Source organism: Cellvibrio sp. BR (genome assembly GCF_000263355.1).
Taxonomy (GTDB): Bacteria; Pseudomonadota; Gammaproteobacteria; order Pseudomonadales; family Cellvibrionaceae; genus Cellvibrio.
On sequence record NZ_JH668207.1, the window covers coordinates 103495 to 121450 of the forward strand.

A 17956-nucleotide genomic window follows, 5' to 3' on the forward strand; every position below is an offset into this window, starting at 1 on the left:
TTTATTGGTTAATTATTTTCTGCCAGTAACCCACATCAAGCCACTGGCCAAACTTGCGGCCCACTTCGGAAAAGTGGGCGACTTTTTTAAAGCCAAAAAATTCATGTAGTTGTTCGCTGCTTTCATTGGGTAAGGCGATACAGCCAAGAACAACATGACAATTTAATTGTTTTAACTCATCGAGCAGCGCGGCATAAAGCGCTTTCCCATAACCTTTGCGCGCCAAACCGTTTGCCAAATAAATCGTCACCTCTACGGTGTTCTTGTAGGCCGCGCGCTCTTTCCATTTGGTCGCGTAAGCATAACCCACCACCTCGCCATCGACCTCGCACACCAACCAAGGGTATTCCTGGGTGTACGCGGCTATCCGGCTCGCCATTGTGGAAGTTGTCAGCGGTGTTTCTTCAAACGTAATCACGGTATTGCTGATGTAATAGTTGTAAATCCCACAGATTTTTTCGGCGTCTTTCGGTTCATAGGGGCGAATAAGCATTTTTCTATTCCATAGGGCGACTGTTGTTGAAATCTATGCGAGGACATCTTTTTCTAGTGTTCTTTTATAAATTTTCCACCGCCATTGAAGTCACTTCAATATCTTCTTTATTGACCGCATAACTCACCCATACACGGTTATTCCACACAATACTTTTGGGGTAACTGTAACCGGTGCGTTTGTATTTTCCTGCATATAGCATGAGTGGCAATTCGGATTCGCTGCGCAGCAGGTAGGCTTTATCAAACAGTTGACCGTCGCTGCTTAAAGTAATGGTGAGAGGTGCGCGGTTTTTGGTGCCGCTGGGGTTATTAATTAAAAAAGCGCGGCCATCGGGTAGGTTGCCTGCGCTTTGTTTGGCGCGGGAGTCGGGCATGTTGGTGGCGGTGGGTTTGGTCCAGGTTTTTCCGTTGTCGTTACTGCGCGCTGCCAACAGGGTGAAGCTGCTGCCTTGATCGCGAAATACCATCACTGGTTGCTGTTGTTTTAGCTGTTTGGTTAAAAACCAACTGGGTTCTAACTCGCGGCTTATGCCCGGTTGATGTGGCAAGTTTTCCATCTCGCCTTGCGTCCAGCCACTAAGCCCTGTTGCATCATCCGTATAAAACGGTTTGGCAATTAAACCCGGTTGATGATGAATCGCGGTAAGAATTCTGCCGTTAGGTAATTGTTTTAAATCCTGCTCAATAACACCTGCCACCGGTTTACCAGCGTAATCCAGCAACGGTTTTGGTTTGGACCAATGGCTACCATCGCGGCTGGTAATGTATTCCACATAACCCGCTTTAGGCTGCAAGTCCTGTGGCCACACATTAATAAATGCCACTAATGTATCGCGATAACGCCACCAGCCACCGTTAGTCACCAACGCATCAGTGCGCGCCGCAACTAATTGTTGCGGCTCACTCCAGTCATTGCCGTTGCTACTACGGCTGTACAGAATTTTGGTTTCAGGTGCATCTTCATCCTGCTGCGAACTTTGCCACTGAATAAATAATTCGCCGTTAAATGCAAACAACACCGCGCCGTGATTATATTGCGCGCTGCCGGCTTTGGCTTTAAATACCAAGTGATGTGCTATTTGCGCCGGTTTTTGCAAACCCAAGGTATTTGGCTGGGATTGATCAAATACGTTATTTGCCACTTGCAGTACTGCAATATTTGTTTCGGTATTGTTTGTTTTTGTGTCATTCGTCGCAGTGCTGGATTGCAGTGAGCAAGCAGTAAGCAGAAAAAGTAAAAAACCGGCAACAACATAATTCATTTCGATATTTCCATTGTTTAGCATTAATCAGGCAACAATCAAAACCCCATCCACTTGCACCACCGTTTTCGCTTCTGAGCGCTCGATCATTTTTACAATCGCCGATTGAATAACTTCATCCTCACGTGCATCTATTTTGCTAGAGAAACGTTCCACTTGAGTATCGGCGCCTTCCTCCAATACAAACTCTATCACTACTTCATCGGCATGGCTGGTGGTTTTACCGTAGTAAGTTAATGATATTTTTGGGTAACCTTGAAATCCCATTTTGGCTCTTTTGGCGATACGTTTTTTTGATTTATCTAAATTCATAATCCATTCTCGGGTGATTAAAGTGGCGCAAGGCAGCGCGGGATGTTTTATCGACTAATGCATATACTTTATCTAACGTATCTTTTTCACGCGCTGGTTTATGCCCATCCAGCTTAATAAGCGTGCAGGTGCAGCGATCCATCATCCCATAAAACTGCTGGTACAGGTCGGCATTATTTAGCCGTTTACCCGAGTTTGCACAATAATCCCGCTGCTCCAAACCAGCACGTCGCGCCGGCAAACCCACTATGTTTTGTGAGTCGCTATAAATTATTACCCGCTGTGTTTGTTCGGTATTGGCTAACAGTACCTCATTGATTGCCCACAACAGGGTTTGCAACTCCAGTCTGGTGGACGAGGTATTTTCAAACGGTTTTACCTTCACCGTGGCGAGTAAATCAGAAAGTGGTGAATCGATATTCTCAACCGCAAGGTATGCCCCAAAACCAACCCGGGTTTTGGTATCCACGCTGCCATCGGTAAATAACATTAAGTTGGGCATTTGTGTTGGCTCACTGGCATCAGTAGTTGTTTATCAAGCCTTGCTCACAAATTGCGCTGCACCATTTCTTTAATTTTATGCGCTTTAACGAAGTGATCTAATTTGTGGGTTTTAATCCACCAGGTAGCCGCTTCCATTAGCAACTCAGAGTTGTCATTTTTATTGGCGAAGAACGCATAAAATGAAACACCCACCCCATCACCTTTGCTGGCGATCTTTTTGTCGCACACCTCTATAATTTTGGATCTCAGTTCTGGTCGCATGACGATAAGTTTTCTCGAAGTGGTAAGGGGGTGTTGGAGCCTAAAGGTATGCGGGCTACTTGCTAAGGGGGGCTTTAAATTAATGCATTTATAGTGCTTCTTGAGTTATTTCCATATTGACGCAGATGGTGCCGCTAGATAATACGTCTGCTCTCAATCCACCCTTTTTGACAAAAGCTCTAATAGCTTCATGTTTTTTCATGGACGGGGTTTCAAGAATCTCACCCAAAATGGAACATGGCTCGCATAACTCAATACCCCTGAAACGACATTCACCTATTATAAATGTCTTTCCAACGAGTTCATTTAAGCGAATGCCTCGGGTAATGATATTTCTACGCGTGGACGAAGATTTTATGCTTCTATTAAATGCTCGATTAAAGCTTTCTATTTCCTCAATTTCTATAAACGTAATATTTTGTCCGGGCCAGTTAGATTTATCGAAATTTCGATCACCTATAATTCCCTTTCCTTGCACTAGTTCAGCGATACTCAACTGGAGCTGATCAGCTCCACGAGATGGCGCTATATAGATTTCCTCAATCATCGTTTCCCTCTATGATGTTGTGTTCAATTGTAGTTTGTAAGTGGTATGTTGCGATAAGCTGTGTAGCGCGGGTATTGGTTTTTTACTACATTCGCTTACTATATTTGGTTGCCTTCAAAATTTAAATTAGCTGGATACCCCTTTTTGCTTCTTTCTTTAGTTTCACCTGTTGTTTCAATATCGTAACCAACTTCCTCAAACTTAAAGTCATCAAAGTAAATCTCTCCTTTACCATGTAAACTGATCCCGAAAAGGATTTCCGCACTACGGCTCTGGGGCATATCTAGCACGATAGAAAATTTTTCCCAGTCAGAGTTTTCAGTGGTTTTGTTTAAAGGTTGTATGTCAGATGTTTTATATCCATCACCGTGATCGATACTCATGAAAATATTGGCTGAACCATAGAGTGTTTTAGTGTTAATTAGGGCCGTAAGTCTAATTCTTCGCCCGAGCCATTCTTGTGGCGGGGATACATTCTGTAAAATGTTTCCCTTGCTTGCGTGTTGTGAAATTTCATTTTTTGATTTTAGATAACCGAATTTATTTTTTTGTGCGTCATCCGTTATCAGAACTCCACTTTCGTACAGCTCCAGGTTTGTTTGATACCATGGCTTGGGCAGTGGTTCTGCGCTTGCTAATGCGCAGATAAGCATGCTTGCTAACGCTAATATTATTCTCATAAATGGCTCCATGTTTATAAAATCAAAATTTATCAGACGATTCAGTCGTTTATCTTCCTGCTTCATATCATTGGTTACACATTAGTTGTTTTCTGGTTTTCCAAATTCGCCCTTAGGTTCGGGTTTAACATCCAGCTCCGCTAATACCTTCGCTTTGCTTTTTTTCCAGGAGGGTAGAGCATTTTTATTTATATATTCCATATAGGTTTTTTGCAGATCCGGCTGGGTAAATTGTTTGTGCAGTTGCGCCAGTAATACTGCTGCTTCCAGTGCGGCGGAGTATTCGCCGCTGATATTGGCTTGTTTAAAGGCAGCTTCGGCTTGGGTTTGGGCCAGAGCAAAGTTGTTTTGGTTAAAGTGAATTAAGGCTTGATAAAAAAGTTCGGCGCCCGAAAAGTGAGTTTCTTTGGCAAATACTGCAAAAGCGTCCTGCCAGCGCTGTTGCTCGATATAGAGGTCGACTAAATGCTCCTGCGCGCGCTCTTTTACCCAGGCTTCTTGCTCGGGGCTGAAGCGGTTGAGTGCCTGCCAGAAAAAATATTCCTTTTGGCTTTGGTCACTCGTGAACATGCCTGCAATATCTTCCAGCAGTGCGTAGCTTTCACTGGGGAATTGGTGTTGATCCAAAATAGCGTGCGCGCGTGCAAGATACTCATCGCGTTTGTCGGCGCGGTCTAATTTATAACTAAAAATGGATAGCAGTCGCAGTACCTGTGCTTGCTGTTCCGGTGCTTGTGCGGCCTCGGCCAAGGCCAGGGCCGTCAGTAAATTTTTCTCCATCAAATCAAAATTTTTCATCCGGTGATAAATATAGGTGTAGAACTCCAGTATCTGGCTCTCCAAAATCGGGTCGTTAAATTCTGTCGCCAGAGCGTGGGATTTATCCAGCAGGGCGATGTAGCGGGGCGCATCGATCAGATCCAAATTCGCCAGAGCCTGGGCGCGTATAGCGAGTGCTTGATAGGGCAGGTTCTGGGTAGTCAGTGCTTGCTGTTCCAGTTCCTGGGCGTGCAGGCGGGCTTGATCGACATCGCCTAAATAGAGTGAGTTGTTCATCAGCTGGTAGAGCATGGTCAGGTTGCCGGGGTTTTCGCTGTAGAGTAATTGCAGTTGGGCGTTGATCAACCGTAAATCGCGGCTCTCCCAGAGCACTTTCATAGGTGCAATTTTGTGCAACAGGCTGTGCAACTCAGTCGCTAAAGCAGTGGCATTGCTCGCCATTAAATAACCCCTCCACTGGTTTTGTTGACCCTGTATCACCAGCGACAGAATTAACTGGTTGCCTAGCTGTCGAGTGCGCCCACTCACTAATAGATTAGCGGCGATGGTTTGCTGGTACAGGTGTAAATAATGTGCAGGTTCAGCGGCAATTTGTGCGGGTGAATAATGCGCGGGGGGTAAATGCGCCACCAGCGCCGCTTGACTATTAATTTGTTCAAACACGGCGTCGTGCATTTGCTGGGCAAGGTCGGGTGCGCCGGTGTGCTGAGTGTCGAGCACAAAGGGCTGCACAATGATCGGGATGGGAACCGAGTCGTCTCCCGCCGAGGGATTTAGAAGCAGAGTAAAGAGTAAACCCGGCAGTAGCAGTGCGGTGCACAGCCCGAGCCACCATTGTGGGCGACGATGATGTTCATTGCTGATCGTCGTTGGTTCCGCTGTTGTTAGGGTCGATGCTGTTAGGGGCGATGCTGGATTAGATGTTGGACTTGTAGCTGAGGGCGCCTGCTGCACATCGATTTGCCATTGATAACCTTTTTTGGGAAAGGTTTTGATCGTCTCATCACCAAAGATGCTGCGCAGGTTGCTAATCGCCTGAAACACGGCTTGTTCAGAGACGACTTTGCCCGCCCACACACTTTCAAGAATCGCATCTTTGCTAAATACCTGCTGCGGACTGGCCAAAAAAAACGCGAGCAGTTTTGCTTCGTTATTGCGAACGGCCAGTGCTTGGCCATCTTTTAGTAGCAATAAGCTCTGGTCATTAAATTGAAACTGATTGAATTGGGCGTTAGTAAAGTAATAGTCCACGGGCAATACAACATCTTATTAGTAGGAGTTAGTGCGCGGGAGTTTACACCGGTTTTTGCGCTGGGCGCGGTAGGCGCTGGTGTTAGGCGCAGCTAAAAAATCTATAGTTTTTCTATAAAAGGACAAAATCAGGAAATTAATAGGATTTTGCGCGAGTGCCTTGCTCAAATCGCCAGCAGTGCCGCTGTGTCGGCATGGTCACGCGCTTGCTTGAATGCTTTGCGCTTTCGCAATTAATTTCCCGGTTAAGGATTCGATTTATGTCACTTGTAGGATTTTGTCTTAAACGTCTGCCCGTTTTACTTATCGCCAGCCAGAGCCATTTATTGTGGGCGGCCGATGGTTTGATTGAGCCTATTATGGTGGATATCCCCGCCGGGCAACTCACCCTGCACCCCAAGACTACCACCCAAAAAGATGGCGCGGTGGTGAGTACCGGCACACAAATAGCAACCTTGCCCATCAAACCCTTTCGCATGGGTAAGTACGAAGTCACGGTGAAAGAGTTTGGCCAGTTTATTGCCGCTACTAATTACCCCGCGCCCACCAGCTGCCAGCAAATGGACAGCCAAAAGTGGTTTGCCAAACGCCCCGGCAGCTGGGCCAAAAACAAACATTCAGCGAGTGAGTTTGAACCAGTTACTTGTATCGGTTGGGATGCCGCCCAAGCTTATGTGGAATGGTTGAGCAAAGAGACTGGTAGAAGTTATCGCTTGCCGAGTGAGGTGGAATGGGAATATGCGGCGCGTGCCGGTACAACCAGCACTTACTTCTGGGGTGAAGAGGCAACACAAGCCTGTGCGTTTGCCAATACCGCTGATCAAGCGGCCGAGGCAGCGATCAAGCGCGATTACGATGGTTTGGAATCCAAAGACCATGTGGGGGTCTTGGCCTGCGATGATAAAAGCGGTTATGCCAGTGTGGTGGGTATTTACCAGCCCAATGCCTTTGGCCTGCATGACATGATTGGCAATATCAACGAATTTACCCGCGATTGCGCCAACGAAACGTACCCCGGTGATGCGAAGGATGCCTCAGCACGTATGACGGGCGATTGCACCAAGCGCATGATTCGCGGTGGCTCCTGGCATTGGGCGCCCTTTGCAATGACCCAGCGTTCGCCCTGGAGTATCGATTTTATCGGCGCGCTGGAGGGGTTTCGTATCGCCGAAGATATGCCGAATAAAGATAGCTGCGCAAAGCCCAGCCCCGAACAGCGCAAACGTAACAAACAGTTCAAGCGCGAGCTGAGCAAGGCTCAAAAAGCCCTGCACCAAGCAGCTCGGAGTTAAACAACTACCGCTAGTGCCAGAAGTGCCAGCGCAATTACCGCTGGCACAGTTTGGATAAAAATAATTTTGCGCGCGGCGGTCAGTGCGCCGTAAATACCGGCGATGGCAATACAGAGTAAAAAGAAAATTTTAAGGTGTAGCCCAGCATCGCCCAGCCACAACCCCCAAGCTAATCCCGCCGCTAAAAAGCCGTTGTATAAACCCTGGTTCGCTGCCAGCACGCGGGTGGCGGCTGCTTTTTCGGGGCTGTTGCGAAAGGCGCGCAGGCCGGCGGGTTTTTCCCACAGAAACATTTCCAGCACCAGAATATAAATATGCAGCAGGGCGATGGCGGCGATCAGAATGTTGGCGCTGAGGGCGAGCAATGAGGTCATGGAAACGCTCCGGAACTGTGGGATTCGGGTGTGGTGGTGACTATAACCCTAGCCGATTGCTGATGAAATGCGGTGAATAAATCTGACTAATCTGGCCGCTTCGTTTTGGGGCTGAGATTGCATTCGTATTCATGGAAACCTCGATGGCTTCACATTTTTTGGCGTGATAGTTTGCGGGTTGTTTTTTAAACAAACCAATAACCATAAATTACGGCAAGAGGCTAACGAACAGTTATATGCGTAACACATCCCTTTATTCAGCTTTTATCGCGGCAAGCTTGTCGCTGATCAGCGTGGCGACTCAGGCTTATAGTATTAGCGGCCTGCAGGATGCCAGTACCAACGGCAGTGGTTGGTCGGGGGCGACGGCGGATTATCAGATCATCGCCACTCCCGGTGCGACTCCCGGTACCAATGAATGGTTTTCCCGCTACACCCTCGGCAATGGCGACAGTCGCTTTAATATCGATGAAAGCATTCTCGGGCAATTCAAAAACGCGCCCTTGCAAGACAATGTCGGTGCCGGTTTGGCGGCGGCGTCTGAATCGGTGCGGGTGACGTTTTTAGGTACTGGTGCGGCGCGCAACTCGGTATTGTTTCTGGCGCAACAGGGCAGTGATCTGTTAGATCGCACGGCGTTTTGGGACCCTATCTACGCCACTGGTGGCACCAATAACCTAGGGACTTTTAACCCGGTGAATACCAGCAATCAACTGTTTGAAACCCGTGGCGGCTGTGAATATGCCGAAGCGAAAGCGGGTAATAGCTGTGTGCCCGATAACCTTGGGCAATCGCGGGTGATCTCCGGTTTGGCGGTGGGTGACAGTTTGATTTTTGGCCTGCAGGCGCTGGTACTGCATTACAACGCGGACAATATTCACTACCCCAACACCAACTATTTTTTCAGCGGCGCTGCAGCCAATAATCAGGACAGCAAGGGCTGGAATGACGGGCAAGTGCACACCAAGGTGCTGAACCTGGGCAGCAATCGTTTTCTGGTAGGTTTTGAGGATATCTGGGGCGGTGGCGACCGTGACTTCAACGATAACGTCTTTTTGTTTGAAGGCGTGAGTGTGGATATCCCCCTCCCGCCCGTTGTGGTGAGTGAGCCGGTCAGCCTGCCCCTATTTGGCTTATTGTTGGGCGGGTTGTGGTGGCGTCGTCGTACAGTGCACCGCTTGCCGGTATAAAAGCGCGAAACATCGCAATAAGGTCTACACTAAAACCAGCACAAAAGCTGGTTTTTTTACGCCATCTTTTAGTGTTTAAAATTAAAATATAAATATGATAAATTAAGTTTTCAGGTTCAAACCACTCAACCCGGCAATGGTTTTTTTATGACTAGATTTTTTGTTCGCCAGCTGATCGCTGCCCCCTTGTTTCTTGCTGCGTTTATGGCCGCCCCCCTCAGCGCCCAATCCAATGTTATTCGCGTAAATGGCGCGGCCGACGGCAATGCCAGTTATGTCATGGAAATACTGAATTTAGCGCTGAGCAAAACGGACACCCGCTATGAACTGAAGGTGGATAACACCCCGGTAACCCAGGCACGCAATATGGATGATGTGGCCTCCGGCCGGATGGATTTACTCTGGGCTGCAACCAATATCGAGATGGAGGAAATGTTGCTGCCGATACGTATCCCGCTGTACCGCGGCTTGCTCGGGCACCGCATTTTTATTATCAAACCCGAGTCACAGGCCCGTTTTGATCAGGTGAAAACCTTTGATGACCTGAAAAAGTTTACTTTTGGGCAGGGCACTACCTGGGCGGATTCGGGCATTTTGGAGAGCAATGGCCTCAAGGTCATTCGCACCAACAAGTACCCCAGTTTGTTTTATATGCTGGATGGCGACCGGTTTGATGCCTTCCCACGTGGTGTGCAAGAGCCTTGGGCCGAGCTGGAGACCAATAAAAACCTGCCGCTGACGGTAGAGAAGCGCATCATGCTGGTCTACCGCATGCCGCTGTATTTTTTTACCAAACACGGCAATACCAAGCTGGCAGCAGATTTGGAACTGGGTTTGAATCGTGCGATTGCCGATGGCAGTTTTAACGAAGTGTTTTTCCGTCATCCGATTGTGCGCTCGGCGATCGAGCAGGCAAATTTGCACGACCGCATCGCTTTTATGATCGACAACCCGACCCTGCCCAAAGAGACACCGCTGGATCGGGCCGAGTTGTGGTTTGATATCAATACCTTAAAAAAACCAGCGCCCACGCCTGCTGATGAGGTGGTTGCTGAGCCTGACCTGACAGAATAATTCCGCTCGTTAACTGGCCTGATTCTCGGTGTGGAGTTGGGCCAGCTTTCCTTTCTGTTTGCCGCTAATTTTCCTTTCCCCACGGTTCCGGTTGTATTGATTTTGCTGCAGGCATATCATCGCGTAAAAAGCGTTATGGTTTATTTGACTCTATGCTAGTATGTTTTAAATATGAACTGTGTTTTGCTCGTAAACAGGCTTGTCCGGTTTGCAGCAAACAAACGCCATAGTCACAGTGATAGTCATAACGCGGCTCGGCGAGCCATCTCCATCCTAATAATGAATAAGTGGTTGCACTCAAGTGCCGCCAGTGGAGCAAAGATGAATACAACGCCCAAAGCGGCCCAGGTGCTGCTGCCTTTGGTATTAATTATCAGCCTCTTTTTTTTATGGGGCATGGCGAACAACCTTAACGACATACTCATCACCCATTTCAAAAAGCTGTTTACCCTCTCGGACTTTAAGGCCGGTTTAGTGCAATCCGCGTTTTATACCGGCTATTTTGTGTTTTCCATTCCCGCCGCGCTGTGGATGAAGCGCTTCGGCTACAAAGCCGCTGTCGTTTTTGGCTTGCTGCTGTACGGCATGGGCGCGTTTATGTTTTACCCGGCGGCAGAACTGCGCGAATACAGCCTGTTTTTGCTGGCGCTGTTTGTGATTGCCAGCGGCCTCGCGTTTTTGGAGACCTCCGCCAACCCCTTAATTGTGGCGATGGGCGACCCGGCCACGGCGGAGCGGCGCTTGAATTTTGCCCAGTCATTTAACCCCTTTGGTTGTATTGCGGGGATTTATATTGGCCGCGAGTTTATTTTTTCCGGCCATGAACCCACGGCCGATGAGCTAGCCGCCATGAGCGCGCTGCAGTTGGAGCAGTTTTACAGTAGCGAGGCGCAGGCAGTGCAGGGGCCTTATTTGATATTGGGAGTAGTGGTCGTGCTCTGGGCGCTGCTGGTGTTATTGGTAAAATTCCCACGCCTCGCCACCCAGCGCACGCAAGACGATATTGGCGGTTGGGCGGACTACAAAACCCTGCTGCGCAATGGCCAGTTTATGTTTGGCGTGACCGCCCAGTTTTTTTACGTGGGAGCGCAGGTGTGCATCTGGAGTTTTTTGATTCGCTACGGGCAGGAGACCATGCCCGGCACCGGTGAGAAAACCCTCGCGAATTACCTCATGGCATCGCTGGTGTTGTTTATGATTGGCCGGTTTGTGGCAACGGCGCTGATGTCGCGCTGCCGCGCCGCCTGGTTAATGTGGCTGTACGCCCTCACCAATGTGTTGCTCTGCGCCTACGCCATTTTGGCCCCCGGTTACAGCGGCTTGCTCGCACTGGTGGCGACCAGCTTTTTTATGTCGCTTATGTTCCCCACTATTTTTGCGTTGAGCGTTAAAAATCTGGGAGGATTGGCAAAAGCAGGTTCATCGCTGGTAGTGATGGCCATTATTGGCGGCGCGGTACTGACCGCCGTGATGGGGTTGATCTCAGACCTCAGCTCCATTCATCTGGCGGTGATAATCCCGCTGTTTTGTTTTGTGGTGATCGCCGCTTTTGCGCGCCAGCGCGACCGGCTGGAAGTGGCCGATCAACCCCTGGCAAAACCGGAGCTGGGCCAGTGATTGATGCCCATCATCACCTGTGGCAATTGGGCGCCTATGGCTGTGTTTGGCCAACGCCGGATTTGTCCGCGATTTATCGCGACCACCACCTGCCCGAGTTCGAGGGTATTGCCCGCACGGCAGGGGTTTCGGGGTCGGTGCTGGTGCAGTCCCAAACCTGTGATGCGGATACCGATTACCTGCTGCAACTGGCAACCGGGTCTGGCTTTATCAAGGCCGTTGTGGGCTGGGTGGATTTAGCCTCGCCCACGGCACCGGCCCGCATTGCGCAATTAATGCAGCCATCGGCGACGGGACAGGCTTCCAAATTGCGTAGCCTGCGGCCTATGTTGCAAGCGCTCGCCGAGGACAACTGGATTCTGCGCCCGGAATTGGAACCAGCGCTGGCGGCCATGAAGCAGCACCAACTGGCCCTGGATGCGCTGGTCTATACGCGCCACTTGCCCTTTGTGTACGAGTTTGCGCGGCGCCATCCGGAACTGCCGCTGGTGATAGACCACGCAGCCAAACCGCCTGTTGCGGCCAGTAATCAGCTGGCACCTGATTGGTGTGACGCCATGGCGAAGCTGGCGGCGTTACCAAATGTGTATTGCAAAGTTTCTGGCTTGCCCACCGAGGCGGGGGCTAGCCAGGAGCCTGCACTGCTTGCCCGCTACATCACCTGGCTGTATGCGCAGTTTGGAGCGCAGCGGTTGATGTGGGGCAGCGATTGGCCGGTACTGGGTGTGGCGGCCAATCCCCAATGGGCCAGCTATAGCGGCTGGTTGGCGTTGGTGCGCAGAGCTTTATCCGGTTGCGCACCGGAAGAGTTGGAAAGCATTTTTAGCAGTACCAGCTCGCGTTTTTATCGCCTCAACTAAAAACATAAATCACAAAAAACCATAAATCACTAAAACTAAAAATGGGTAAATCGCTATGACAACAACAATGAGCAACGCGGCAGACCAACTGGAGCACGAATTGGCAGAGGATGCCGAGCGTAAATATCGCGCACCAGCACTGGAAAAGGGACTGGATATTCTGGAGCTGCTGGCGCGCAGCCCGTCCCCACTCACCACTTCACAGATGGCAACCCACTTGGGCCGCTCGGTGAGCGAGCTGTTTCGCATGGTGTTGGCGCTGGAGTATCGCGGCTATATCGCGCAAATGACGGATGGGCGCGATGGCTACATGCTCACCAACAAACTATTCACCTTGGGTATTTCCCAAGGCACGGCAAAAACCCTGCTGGAAGTAGCCTTGCCCGCGATGAAAGAACTCTGCCGCGAGCTGGGGCAGTCTTGTCATTTGGTGGTTCCCTCGGGCGACCAGATTGTGGTTATCGCCCGTCAGGAAAGCCCCATGGATCTGGGGTTTTCGGTGCGTGTGGGCTATCGCCGCCGTTTGATCGATACCAATTCCGGTGCTTTGCTCTACGGTTTTGCCTCCCCCGATGCCCAGGCCAGCTGGTTGCCACAGTTGTCGGCGACAGTGGATCTGGAGCGTATCGAGCGGTTTTTGGCCAAGGCGCGTCGGGGCGTGTCTCAGGGGTATATCCAACTCAGCAGTGATTTTGTGGATGGCGTGACCGATTTCTGCGTTCCGGTGATTGGTGTGCATGGCGCGGTAGCGGTATTGATTATTCCGTTTATCAATATTAAAGCCCAAGCGGTCAGTACCGAACGTGTACTGGAGCGCCTCATGCAAGCAGCCGACAAAATCGCCCAAGCGCTCATGGATTAGTCGCCACGCCCGTTAATCAGCTTGCCAGTCAGGAGGTTGCGGGCGTTTTTACCTGTGAATTGGGTGGCTTCAGGTTGTTTTCACTAATGAATTTTGGGGGAGCGATAGCTGCTATCGCGCTCTTTTTGTTTACTCTTTTTATCAAAAAGTCAGTTTAACCATATGTGATTTTTTTAGCGTATCGGATAAGATATTTTTTATTAGCAGTTTTCATTTCAATTATAAAAATCAGACGGGCACATCTCACCATGGCATTGCCAGATAACATGAGCCAAAACCGCGATAAGCGTAGTTTCGGCAACACCAACTTGCGTCTCTCGTCCCTCGGTTTTGGCGCTGCACCTATTGGCAATCTCTATCAACCCCAGAGCGACGAACAGGCCTACGCTACGGTGGATGCTGTACTCGATTCAGGCATAGGCTACATAGATACCGCTCCCCACTATGGTTTTGGTTTGAGTGAGTCCCGTTTGGGGGCTGCACTGGCGCGTCGAGCAGGGGCTGCGGAAAGCATCATCCTCTCCACCAAAGTGGGGCGTTTGTTAGTGCCAACTAACTCCAAAGAGTCTGTAAGACATGGTTTTGCCAATGCACCTGCACTGGAGCCGGTATTCGATTACAGCTACGACGGTGTGATGCGCTCCTTCGCTGCCAGCCTGAAACGCTTGCAGCGGGAACAGGTAGATATTCTGCTCGCCCACGATTTAGGCCCGCTGACCCACGGCGCTGATCACCCGGTACGCTTCCGCGAGTTTATGGAGGGCGGCTACCGCGCCATGTGCGAGTTAAAGGCGACAGGGCAGGTGACGGCGATCGGGCTTGGCACGAACGAGTGGCAAATTTGTGAAGCGGCATTAACCCACGGCGACTTCGACGGCTTTTTACTCGCCGGGCGCTACACCTTGTTAGAGCAGGGGGCCTGCGAGACTTTTCTGCCGCTGTGCGCGCGGCGCGGTGCCTCCGTTATTCTGGGCGGCCCCTTTAACTCCGGTATTCTCGCCACAGGTGTTACCGCCCCTGCAGTTGCCTCGGGCAAACAGCCGGTTTATTACAACTACGAAACCGCGCCCCAAAGCATTATTGATCGTGTGGCACAACTTGAACGGGTAGGTGCAGAGTTCAATGTGCCGCTCGCTGCCGCCGCGCTGCAATTTCCGGCGGCGCATCCGCAAATTTGTTCTGTGCTTGCCGGGCTTGCCAACCCTGCCGAAGTACAACAGGCGAATGCCTGGATGAACACTCCAATTCCCGTTGAATATTGGCAGCAGTTGCGTCGGCAGGAGCTGATTCACCCCGCAGCCCCCATACCCATTTAATAAGCGATAAACGATTTAACCATGCCGATTTAACCATGCTGATTTAACTACGCGCAGTGAGTACCAGGTGTTATGACACAAAACCGATCAGTAACCGGCGAGAGTGTAGGTTCGCTTTCCCCCGTTATTTTGTTACACCCCAACGACAACATTCTGGTGTGTGTAAAACAAATTCACACCGGCGATGAACTGATTATCGACGGTGAAAAAATTAGCGCCGCAAGCGACATAGCGGTGGGCCATAAAATTGCACGCAATAATTTGGTCGAGGCTGAAAAAGTGTATCGCTACGGCGCACCCATCGGCTCAATGGTTACTGCGGCCGTTAAAGGTGAACATATACATATGCACAATATGAAAAGTGATTACATTCCCAGTCACACCCGCTCGCGCCAGAACAAAGACAGGAGTGAATCATGAGTATCACCCATACCACGCCCCCGGAATTTTTAGCCTGGCAGCGCAGCGATGGTCGCAAGGGTATTCGCAATGTGATTGTGGTGGCTTATCTGGTTGAGTGCGCCCATCACGTGACCCGCAAAATTGTAAATTTCGCCAACGACATGGATGTACATCTCATCGGCTTCCCCGGTTGTTATCCCAATCAATACGCCTATGAAATGATGCGTGCGGTGTGTACCCATCCGAATGTGGGCGGCGCGCTATTGGTGTCGCTCGGTTGCGAAAGTATGAATCGCGAAAAATTATTAAGTGAAATTCTTGCTAGCGGCCGCCCGGCAGAATTATTGGTGATTCAGGAAGTGGGTGGCACCAAAGCGACGATTGATGCGGGGATTGCAGCGGTAAAACGTTTACAAACTGAAGCCGCAAACGTTGCACGTGTGCCCATGCACTTACACGAATTAATTGTGGGAACTATTTGTGGCGGTTCCGATGGCACCAGCGGCATTAGTGCCAACCCTGCCGTTGGCCGTTGCTTCGATGCATTAGTCGCGGCCAATGCCACCTGTATTTTTGAAGAGACCGGTGAATTAATCGGTTGCGAAACCATCATGGCGGAGCGCGCCATTACACCGGAACTGGGTGCGGAAATTGAAGCCTGTGTCGCTAAAGCGGAACACTATTATCGCGTGATGGGGTTTGGCAGTTTTGCGCCGGGCAATGCCGATGGCGGGTTAACCACCATGGAAGAAAAATCCATGGGCGCCTATTCAAAATCCGGTTCATCACCCATTAGCGGTTTAATTAAACCGGGCGATATTCCTCCTGCAGGCGGTTTGTATTTATTGGATGTGGTACCCGATGGCGAGCCGCGTTTTGGTTTTCCGAATATTTCCGATAACGCGGAAATTATCGAATTAATTGCCTGCGGTTCCCACGTTATTTTATTCACTACCGGGCGCGGCTCTGTCGTGGGCTCTGCGATTTCACCGGTGATAAAAGTGTGTGCCAACCCGGAAACCTATCGTCGTTTAGCAGGTGATATGGATGTCAACGCCGGCCGTATTTTGGAAGGTGCAGCAACACTGGACGAGGTGGGTGAAGAAATTTTGCAAAACGTTATTGCGGTGGCGTCGGGTAAACGCAGTGTGTCGGAAGATTTAGGGCATCAGGAATTTATTCTGACTTACAAAGCCTTTGAACCCATAGGGCCGAGTTGTTTGCCTGTACGACAAATGGTGTGAGACAAATACGATGAAAAGACTGGAAGGTAAAACTGCATTAATCACCGCTGCTGCACAGGGCATTGGTCGTGCCAGCGCTGAATTATTTGCCGCCGAAGGTGCGCGCGTTATCGCCACCGATGTGAATGTTGCGGCGCTAAAAGAATTGGTTGGCTGTGAAATTTATGGTTTGGATGTGTTAAAAAAAGACGACATCCAACAGCTCAGTGAACATGTCGGTGGCATCGATATTTTGTTCAACTGCGCCGGTTATGTGCACAGCGGCACTATTTTGGATTGCGATGAAAAAGATTGGAATTTTTCTATCGATTTAAACGTGACTTCCATGTATCGCATGATCCGCACGTTTTTACCGGGCATGCTTGCGCGGGGCGGCGGTTCTATTATCAATATGTCGTCAGTGGCCAGTTCCATTAAAGGCGCACCCAATCGTTTTGCCTACGGCATGACTAAAGCGGCGGTAATTGGTTTAACCAAAGCGGTTGCCGCCGATTTTGTCACCCAGGGTGTGCGCTGTAATGCAATTTGCCCCGGCACAGTACAAACACCATCGCTCGAACAGCGTTTGCACGCGACGGGCGATTACGAAGCAGCTTATAAAAACTTTGTCGCCCGCCAGCCCATGGGACGTTTAGGCACTGCCCGTGAAATGGCAGAGCTGGCGCTTTATTTGGCGAGCGACGCATCGGCATTCACCACTGGCACCATCAATATTATTGATGGTGGTTGGAGTAATTAATTTTTTTTTGGAATTAACACAATGAAACTATTTCGTCACGGTAATCCCGGCCAGGAACAACCCGGTGTAGTTGATAACAATGGCCAACTGCGCGATTTGTCTGGCGTCGTTGCCGATATCCACGGTGCAACAATTAGCGATGCCGCGCTGCAAAAAATTGCCGCGCTGGATTTGTCGTCCCTACCGCTGGTGCCAGAGGGCACACGTTTTGGCCCTTGCGTAAATAACGTCGGTAAATTTATTTGCATCGGTTTGAACTATGCCGACCACGCGGCAGAGTCAGGTGTTGCTGTGCCATCGGAACCGGTGGTGTTTATGAAAGCAACCAGTGCGATTACCGGCCCGAATGACAATGTGATTAAACCGCGCAATTCCACCAAGCTCGATTGGGAAGTGGAGTTGGGCATCGTCATAGGTAAACACGCGAGTTATATCGAGTTGGATGAAGCGCTGGATTATATCGCCGGTTACTGCGTGATTAACGACGTCTCGGAACGCAACTTTCAATTGGAGCGTCCCGGTGGTCAGTGGGACAAGGGCAAAGGCTGCGATAGCTTCGGCCCCATCGGCCCTTATTTGGTAACACGCGATGAAGTTGCTGATCCACTAAATTTAAATCTGTGGCTCACCGTAAATGGCAAAACATTCCAAAACGGTTCCACCGACCAAATGGTATTTGGCCCACAATTTTTAGTGCACTACCTTTCACAATTTATGAGCCTGCAGCCAGGTGATGTTATCAGCACCGGTACACCACCCGGCGTGGGTCTCGGTCAAAAACCGCCCGTGTATTTAAACGCAGGCGATGTGATTGAATTGGGTATTGAAGGTATGGGTGTGCAGAAGCAGGTTGTTGTTAATGCGAAGTGATAAATCCCCCCATGCTCTTTTTTT

The 17956-nt window shown here is 50.0% G+C and carries 20 protein-coding genes; 11 read left to right on the plus strand and 9 right to left on the minus strand.

Features of this window, described 5'->3' with window-relative positions; genetic code table 11:
* Window position 1: 1 nt before the first annotated feature.
* The 8 genes from O59_RS19510 to O59_RS21195 form a co-directional block, all read right to left on the minus strand.
* Window positions 2-493, minus strand: coding sequence for an arsinothricin resistance N-acetyltransferase ArsN1 family B (locus tag O59_RS19510; protein ID WP_007645828.1), 492 nt, complete (start codon window positions 491-493; stop codon window positions 2-4).
* Window positions 494-557: 64 nt separating this feature from the next.
* Window positions 558-1757 (minus strand): sialidase family protein, encoded by a 1200-nt coding sequence (locus O59_RS19515; RefSeq protein WP_157152658.1) that lies wholly within the window; start codon window positions 1755-1757, stop codon window positions 558-560.
* 27 nt (window positions 1758-1784) lie between these two features.
* Window positions 1785-2069 carry a hypothetical protein gene (locus O59_RS19520; protein ID WP_007645830.1) on the minus strand — a complete coding sequence of 95 codons (285 nt, stop codon included), beginning with the start codon at window positions 2067-2069 and terminating at the stop codon, window positions 1785-1787.
* On the minus strand, window positions 2056-2571 hold the full coding sequence (locus O59_RS19525; protein ID WP_007645831.1) for a ribonuclease HI: 516 nt from the start codon (window positions 2569-2571) through the stop codon (window positions 2056-2058). The genes O59_RS19520 and O59_RS19525 overlap by 14 nt, the downstream gene beginning before the upstream one ends.
* A gap of 44 nt (window positions 2572-2615) precedes the next feature.
* The gene (locus O59_RS19530) at window positions 2616-2834 is read right to left on the minus strand and encodes a DUF6500 family protein (protein ID WP_040393622.1); all 219 of its coding nucleotides are present in this window, start codon (window positions 2832-2834) and stop codon (window positions 2616-2618) included.
* Between the two features lie 88 nt (window positions 2835-2922).
* Window positions 2923-3381 carry an MOSC domain-containing protein gene (locus O59_RS19535; protein WP_040393623.1) on the minus strand — a complete coding sequence of 153 codons (459 nt, stop codon included), beginning with the start codon at window positions 3379-3381 and terminating at the stop codon, window positions 2923-2925.
* 98 nt (window positions 3382-3479) lie between these two features.
* Window positions 3480-4061 (minus strand): hypothetical protein, encoded by a 582-nt coding sequence (locus O59_RS19540; protein ID WP_157152659.1) that lies wholly within the window; start codon window positions 4059-4061, stop codon window positions 3480-3482.
* A gap of 81 nt (window positions 4062-4142) precedes the next feature.
* A complete protein-coding gene (locus tag O59_RS21195) occupies window positions 4143-6092 on the minus strand; it encodes a winged helix-turn-helix domain-containing protein (RefSeq protein ID WP_007645834.1) in 1950 nt (649 codons plus the stop codon).
* 260 nt (window positions 6093-6352) lie between these two features.
* Between O59_RS21195 and O59_RS19550 the strand changes: the two genes are divergently transcribed.
* Window positions 6353-7384 carry an SUMF1/EgtB/PvdO family nonheme iron enzyme gene (locus O59_RS19550; RefSeq protein WP_007645836.1) on the plus strand — a complete coding sequence of 344 codons (1032 nt, stop codon included), beginning with the start codon at window positions 6353-6355 and terminating at the stop codon, window positions 7382-7384.
* On the opposite strand, the gene O59_RS19555 is transcribed toward O59_RS19550, so the two are convergent.
* Complete coding sequence (locus tag O59_RS19555) at window positions 7381-7758, minus strand: DUF1304 domain-containing protein (protein WP_007645839.1); 378 nt, start codon at window positions 7756-7758, stop codon at window positions 7381-7383. The two genes, O59_RS19550 and O59_RS19555, sit on opposite strands and share 4 nt — an antisense overlap.
* A 236-nt stretch (window positions 7759-7994) precedes the next feature.
* Here O59_RS19555 and O59_RS19560 point away from each other — a divergent pair, with 236 nt between their 5' ends.
* The 10 genes from O59_RS19560 (at window position 7995) to O59_RS19605 (ending at window position 17932) form a co-directional block, all read left to right on the plus strand.
* Window positions 7995-8948 (plus strand): DUF4114 domain-containing protein, encoded by a 954-nt coding sequence (locus O59_RS19560; RefSeq protein WP_007645843.1) that lies wholly within the window; start codon window positions 7995-7997, stop codon window positions 8946-8948.
* Between the two features lie 147 nt (window positions 8949-9095).
* Window positions 9096-10022 (plus strand): transporter substrate-binding domain-containing protein, encoded by a 927-nt coding sequence (locus tag O59_RS19565; protein ID WP_007645845.1) that lies wholly within the window; start codon window positions 9096-9098, stop codon window positions 10020-10022.
* Between the two features lie 321 nt (window positions 10023-10343).
* Entirely contained in the window at window positions 10344-11639 is a 1296-nt protein-coding gene (gene fucP / locus O59_RS19570; protein WP_040393624.1) for an L-fucose:H+ symporter permease, read from the plus strand.
* Window positions 11636-12499 carry an amidohydrolase gene (locus O59_RS19575; RefSeq protein WP_007645851.1) on the plus strand — a complete coding sequence of 288 codons (864 nt, stop codon included), beginning with the start codon at window positions 11636-11638 and terminating at the stop codon, window positions 12497-12499. Before fucP ends, O59_RS19575 begins: the two co-directional genes overlap by 4 nt.
* Window positions 12500-12554: 55 nt before the next feature.
* Complete coding sequence (locus O59_RS19580; RefSeq protein WP_007645852.1) at window positions 12555-13361, plus strand: IclR family transcriptional regulator; 807 nt, start codon at window positions 12555-12557, stop codon at window positions 13359-13361.
* Window positions 13362-13609: 248 nt separating this feature from the next.
* A complete protein-coding gene (locus tag O59_RS19585) occupies window positions 13610-14677 on the plus strand; it encodes an aldo/keto reductase (RefSeq protein WP_007645853.1) in 1068 nt (355 codons plus the stop codon).
* 72 nt (window positions 14678-14749) lie between these two features.
* Window positions 14750-15097, plus strand: coding sequence for a UxaA family hydrolase (locus tag O59_RS19590; RefSeq protein ID WP_007645854.1), 348 nt, complete (start codon window positions 14750-14752; stop codon window positions 15095-15097).
* Window positions 15094-16323: a UxaA family hydrolase gene (locus tag O59_RS19595; RefSeq protein WP_007645855.1), complete on the plus strand. Its 1230-nt coding sequence runs from the start codon at window positions 15094-15096 to the stop codon at window positions 16321-16323. The genes O59_RS19590 and O59_RS19595 overlap by 4 nt, the downstream gene beginning before the upstream one ends.
* 10 nt (window positions 16324-16333) lie before the next feature.
* Window positions 16334-17062: an SDR family oxidoreductase gene (locus O59_RS19600; protein ID WP_007645856.1), complete on the plus strand. Its 729-nt coding sequence runs from the start codon at window positions 16334-16336 to the stop codon at window positions 17060-17062.
* 21 nt (window positions 17063-17083) lie between these two features.
* The gene (locus tag O59_RS19605; protein ID WP_007645857.1) at window positions 17084-17932 is read left to right on the plus strand and encodes a fumarylacetoacetate hydrolase family protein; all 849 of its coding nucleotides are present in this window, start codon (window positions 17084-17086) and stop codon (window positions 17930-17932) included.
* Window positions 17933-17956 lie beyond the last annotated feature (24 nt).

Bases quoted from the DNA above. Each gene is read 5' to 3' on its own strand.
- O59_RS19510 (WP_007645828.1), bottom strand. From the start codon at position 493: ATGCTTATTCGCCCCTATGAACCGAAAGACGCCGAAAAAATCTGTGGG.
- O59_RS19515 (WP_157152658.1), bottom strand. From the start codon at position 1,757: ATGAATTATGTTGTTGCCGGTTTTTTACTTTTTCTGCTTACTGCTTGC.
- O59_RS19520 (WP_007645830.1), bottom strand. From the start codon at position 2,069: ATGAATTTAGATAAATCAAAAAAACGTATCGCCAAAAGAGCCAAAATG.
- O59_RS19525 (WP_007645831.1), bottom strand. From the start codon at position 2,571: ATGCCCAACTTAATGTTATTTACCGATGGCAGCGTGGATACCAAAACC.
- O59_RS19530 (WP_040393622.1), bottom strand. From the start codon at position 2,834: ATGCGACCAGAACTGAGATCCAAAATTATAGAGGTGTGCGACAAAAAG.
- O59_RS19535 (WP_040393623.1), bottom strand. From the start codon at position 3,381: ATGATTGAGGAAATCTATATAGCGCCATCTCGTGGAGCTGATCAGCTC.
- O59_RS19540 (WP_157152659.1), bottom strand. From the start codon at position 4,061: ATGAGAATAATATTAGCGTTAGCAAGCATGCTTATCTGCGCATTAGCA.
- O59_RS19550 (WP_007645836.1), top strand. From the start codon at position 6,353: ATGTCACTTGTAGGATTTTGTCTTAAACGTCTGCCCGTTTTACTTATC.
- O59_RS19555 (WP_007645839.1), bottom strand. From the start codon at position 7,758: ATGACCTCATTGCTCGCCCTCAGCGCCAACATTCTGATCGCCGCCATC.
- O59_RS19560 (WP_007645843.1), top strand. From the start codon at position 7,995: ATGCGTAACACATCCCTTTATTCAGCTTTTATCGCGGCAAGCTTGTCG.
- O59_RS19565 (WP_007645845.1), top strand. From the start codon at position 9,096: ATGACTAGATTTTTTGTTCGCCAGCTGATCGCTGCCCCCTTGTTTCTT.
- fucP (WP_040393624.1), top strand. From the start codon at position 10,344: ATGAATACAACGCCCAAAGCGGCCCAGGTGCTGCTGCCTTTGGTATTA.
- O59_RS19580 (WP_007645852.1), top strand. From the start codon at position 12,555: ATGACAACAACAATGAGCAACGCGGCAGACCAACTGGAGCACGAATTG.
- O59_RS19585 (WP_007645853.1), top strand. From the start codon at position 13,610: ATGGCATTGCCAGATAACATGAGCCAAAACCGCGATAAGCGTAGTTTC.
- O59_RS19590 (WP_007645854.1), top strand. From the start codon at position 14,750: ATGACACAAAACCGATCAGTAACCGGCGAGAGTGTAGGTTCGCTTTCC.
- O59_RS19595 (WP_007645855.1), top strand. From the start codon at position 15,094: ATGAGTATCACCCATACCACGCCCCCGGAATTTTTAGCCTGGCAGCGC.
- O59_RS19600 (WP_007645856.1), top strand. From the start codon at position 16,334: ATGAAAAGACTGGAAGGTAAAACTGCATTAATCACCGCTGCTGCACAG.
- O59_RS19605 (WP_007645857.1), top strand. From the start codon at position 17,084: ATGAAACTATTTCGTCACGGTAATCCCGGCCAGGAACAACCCGGTGTA.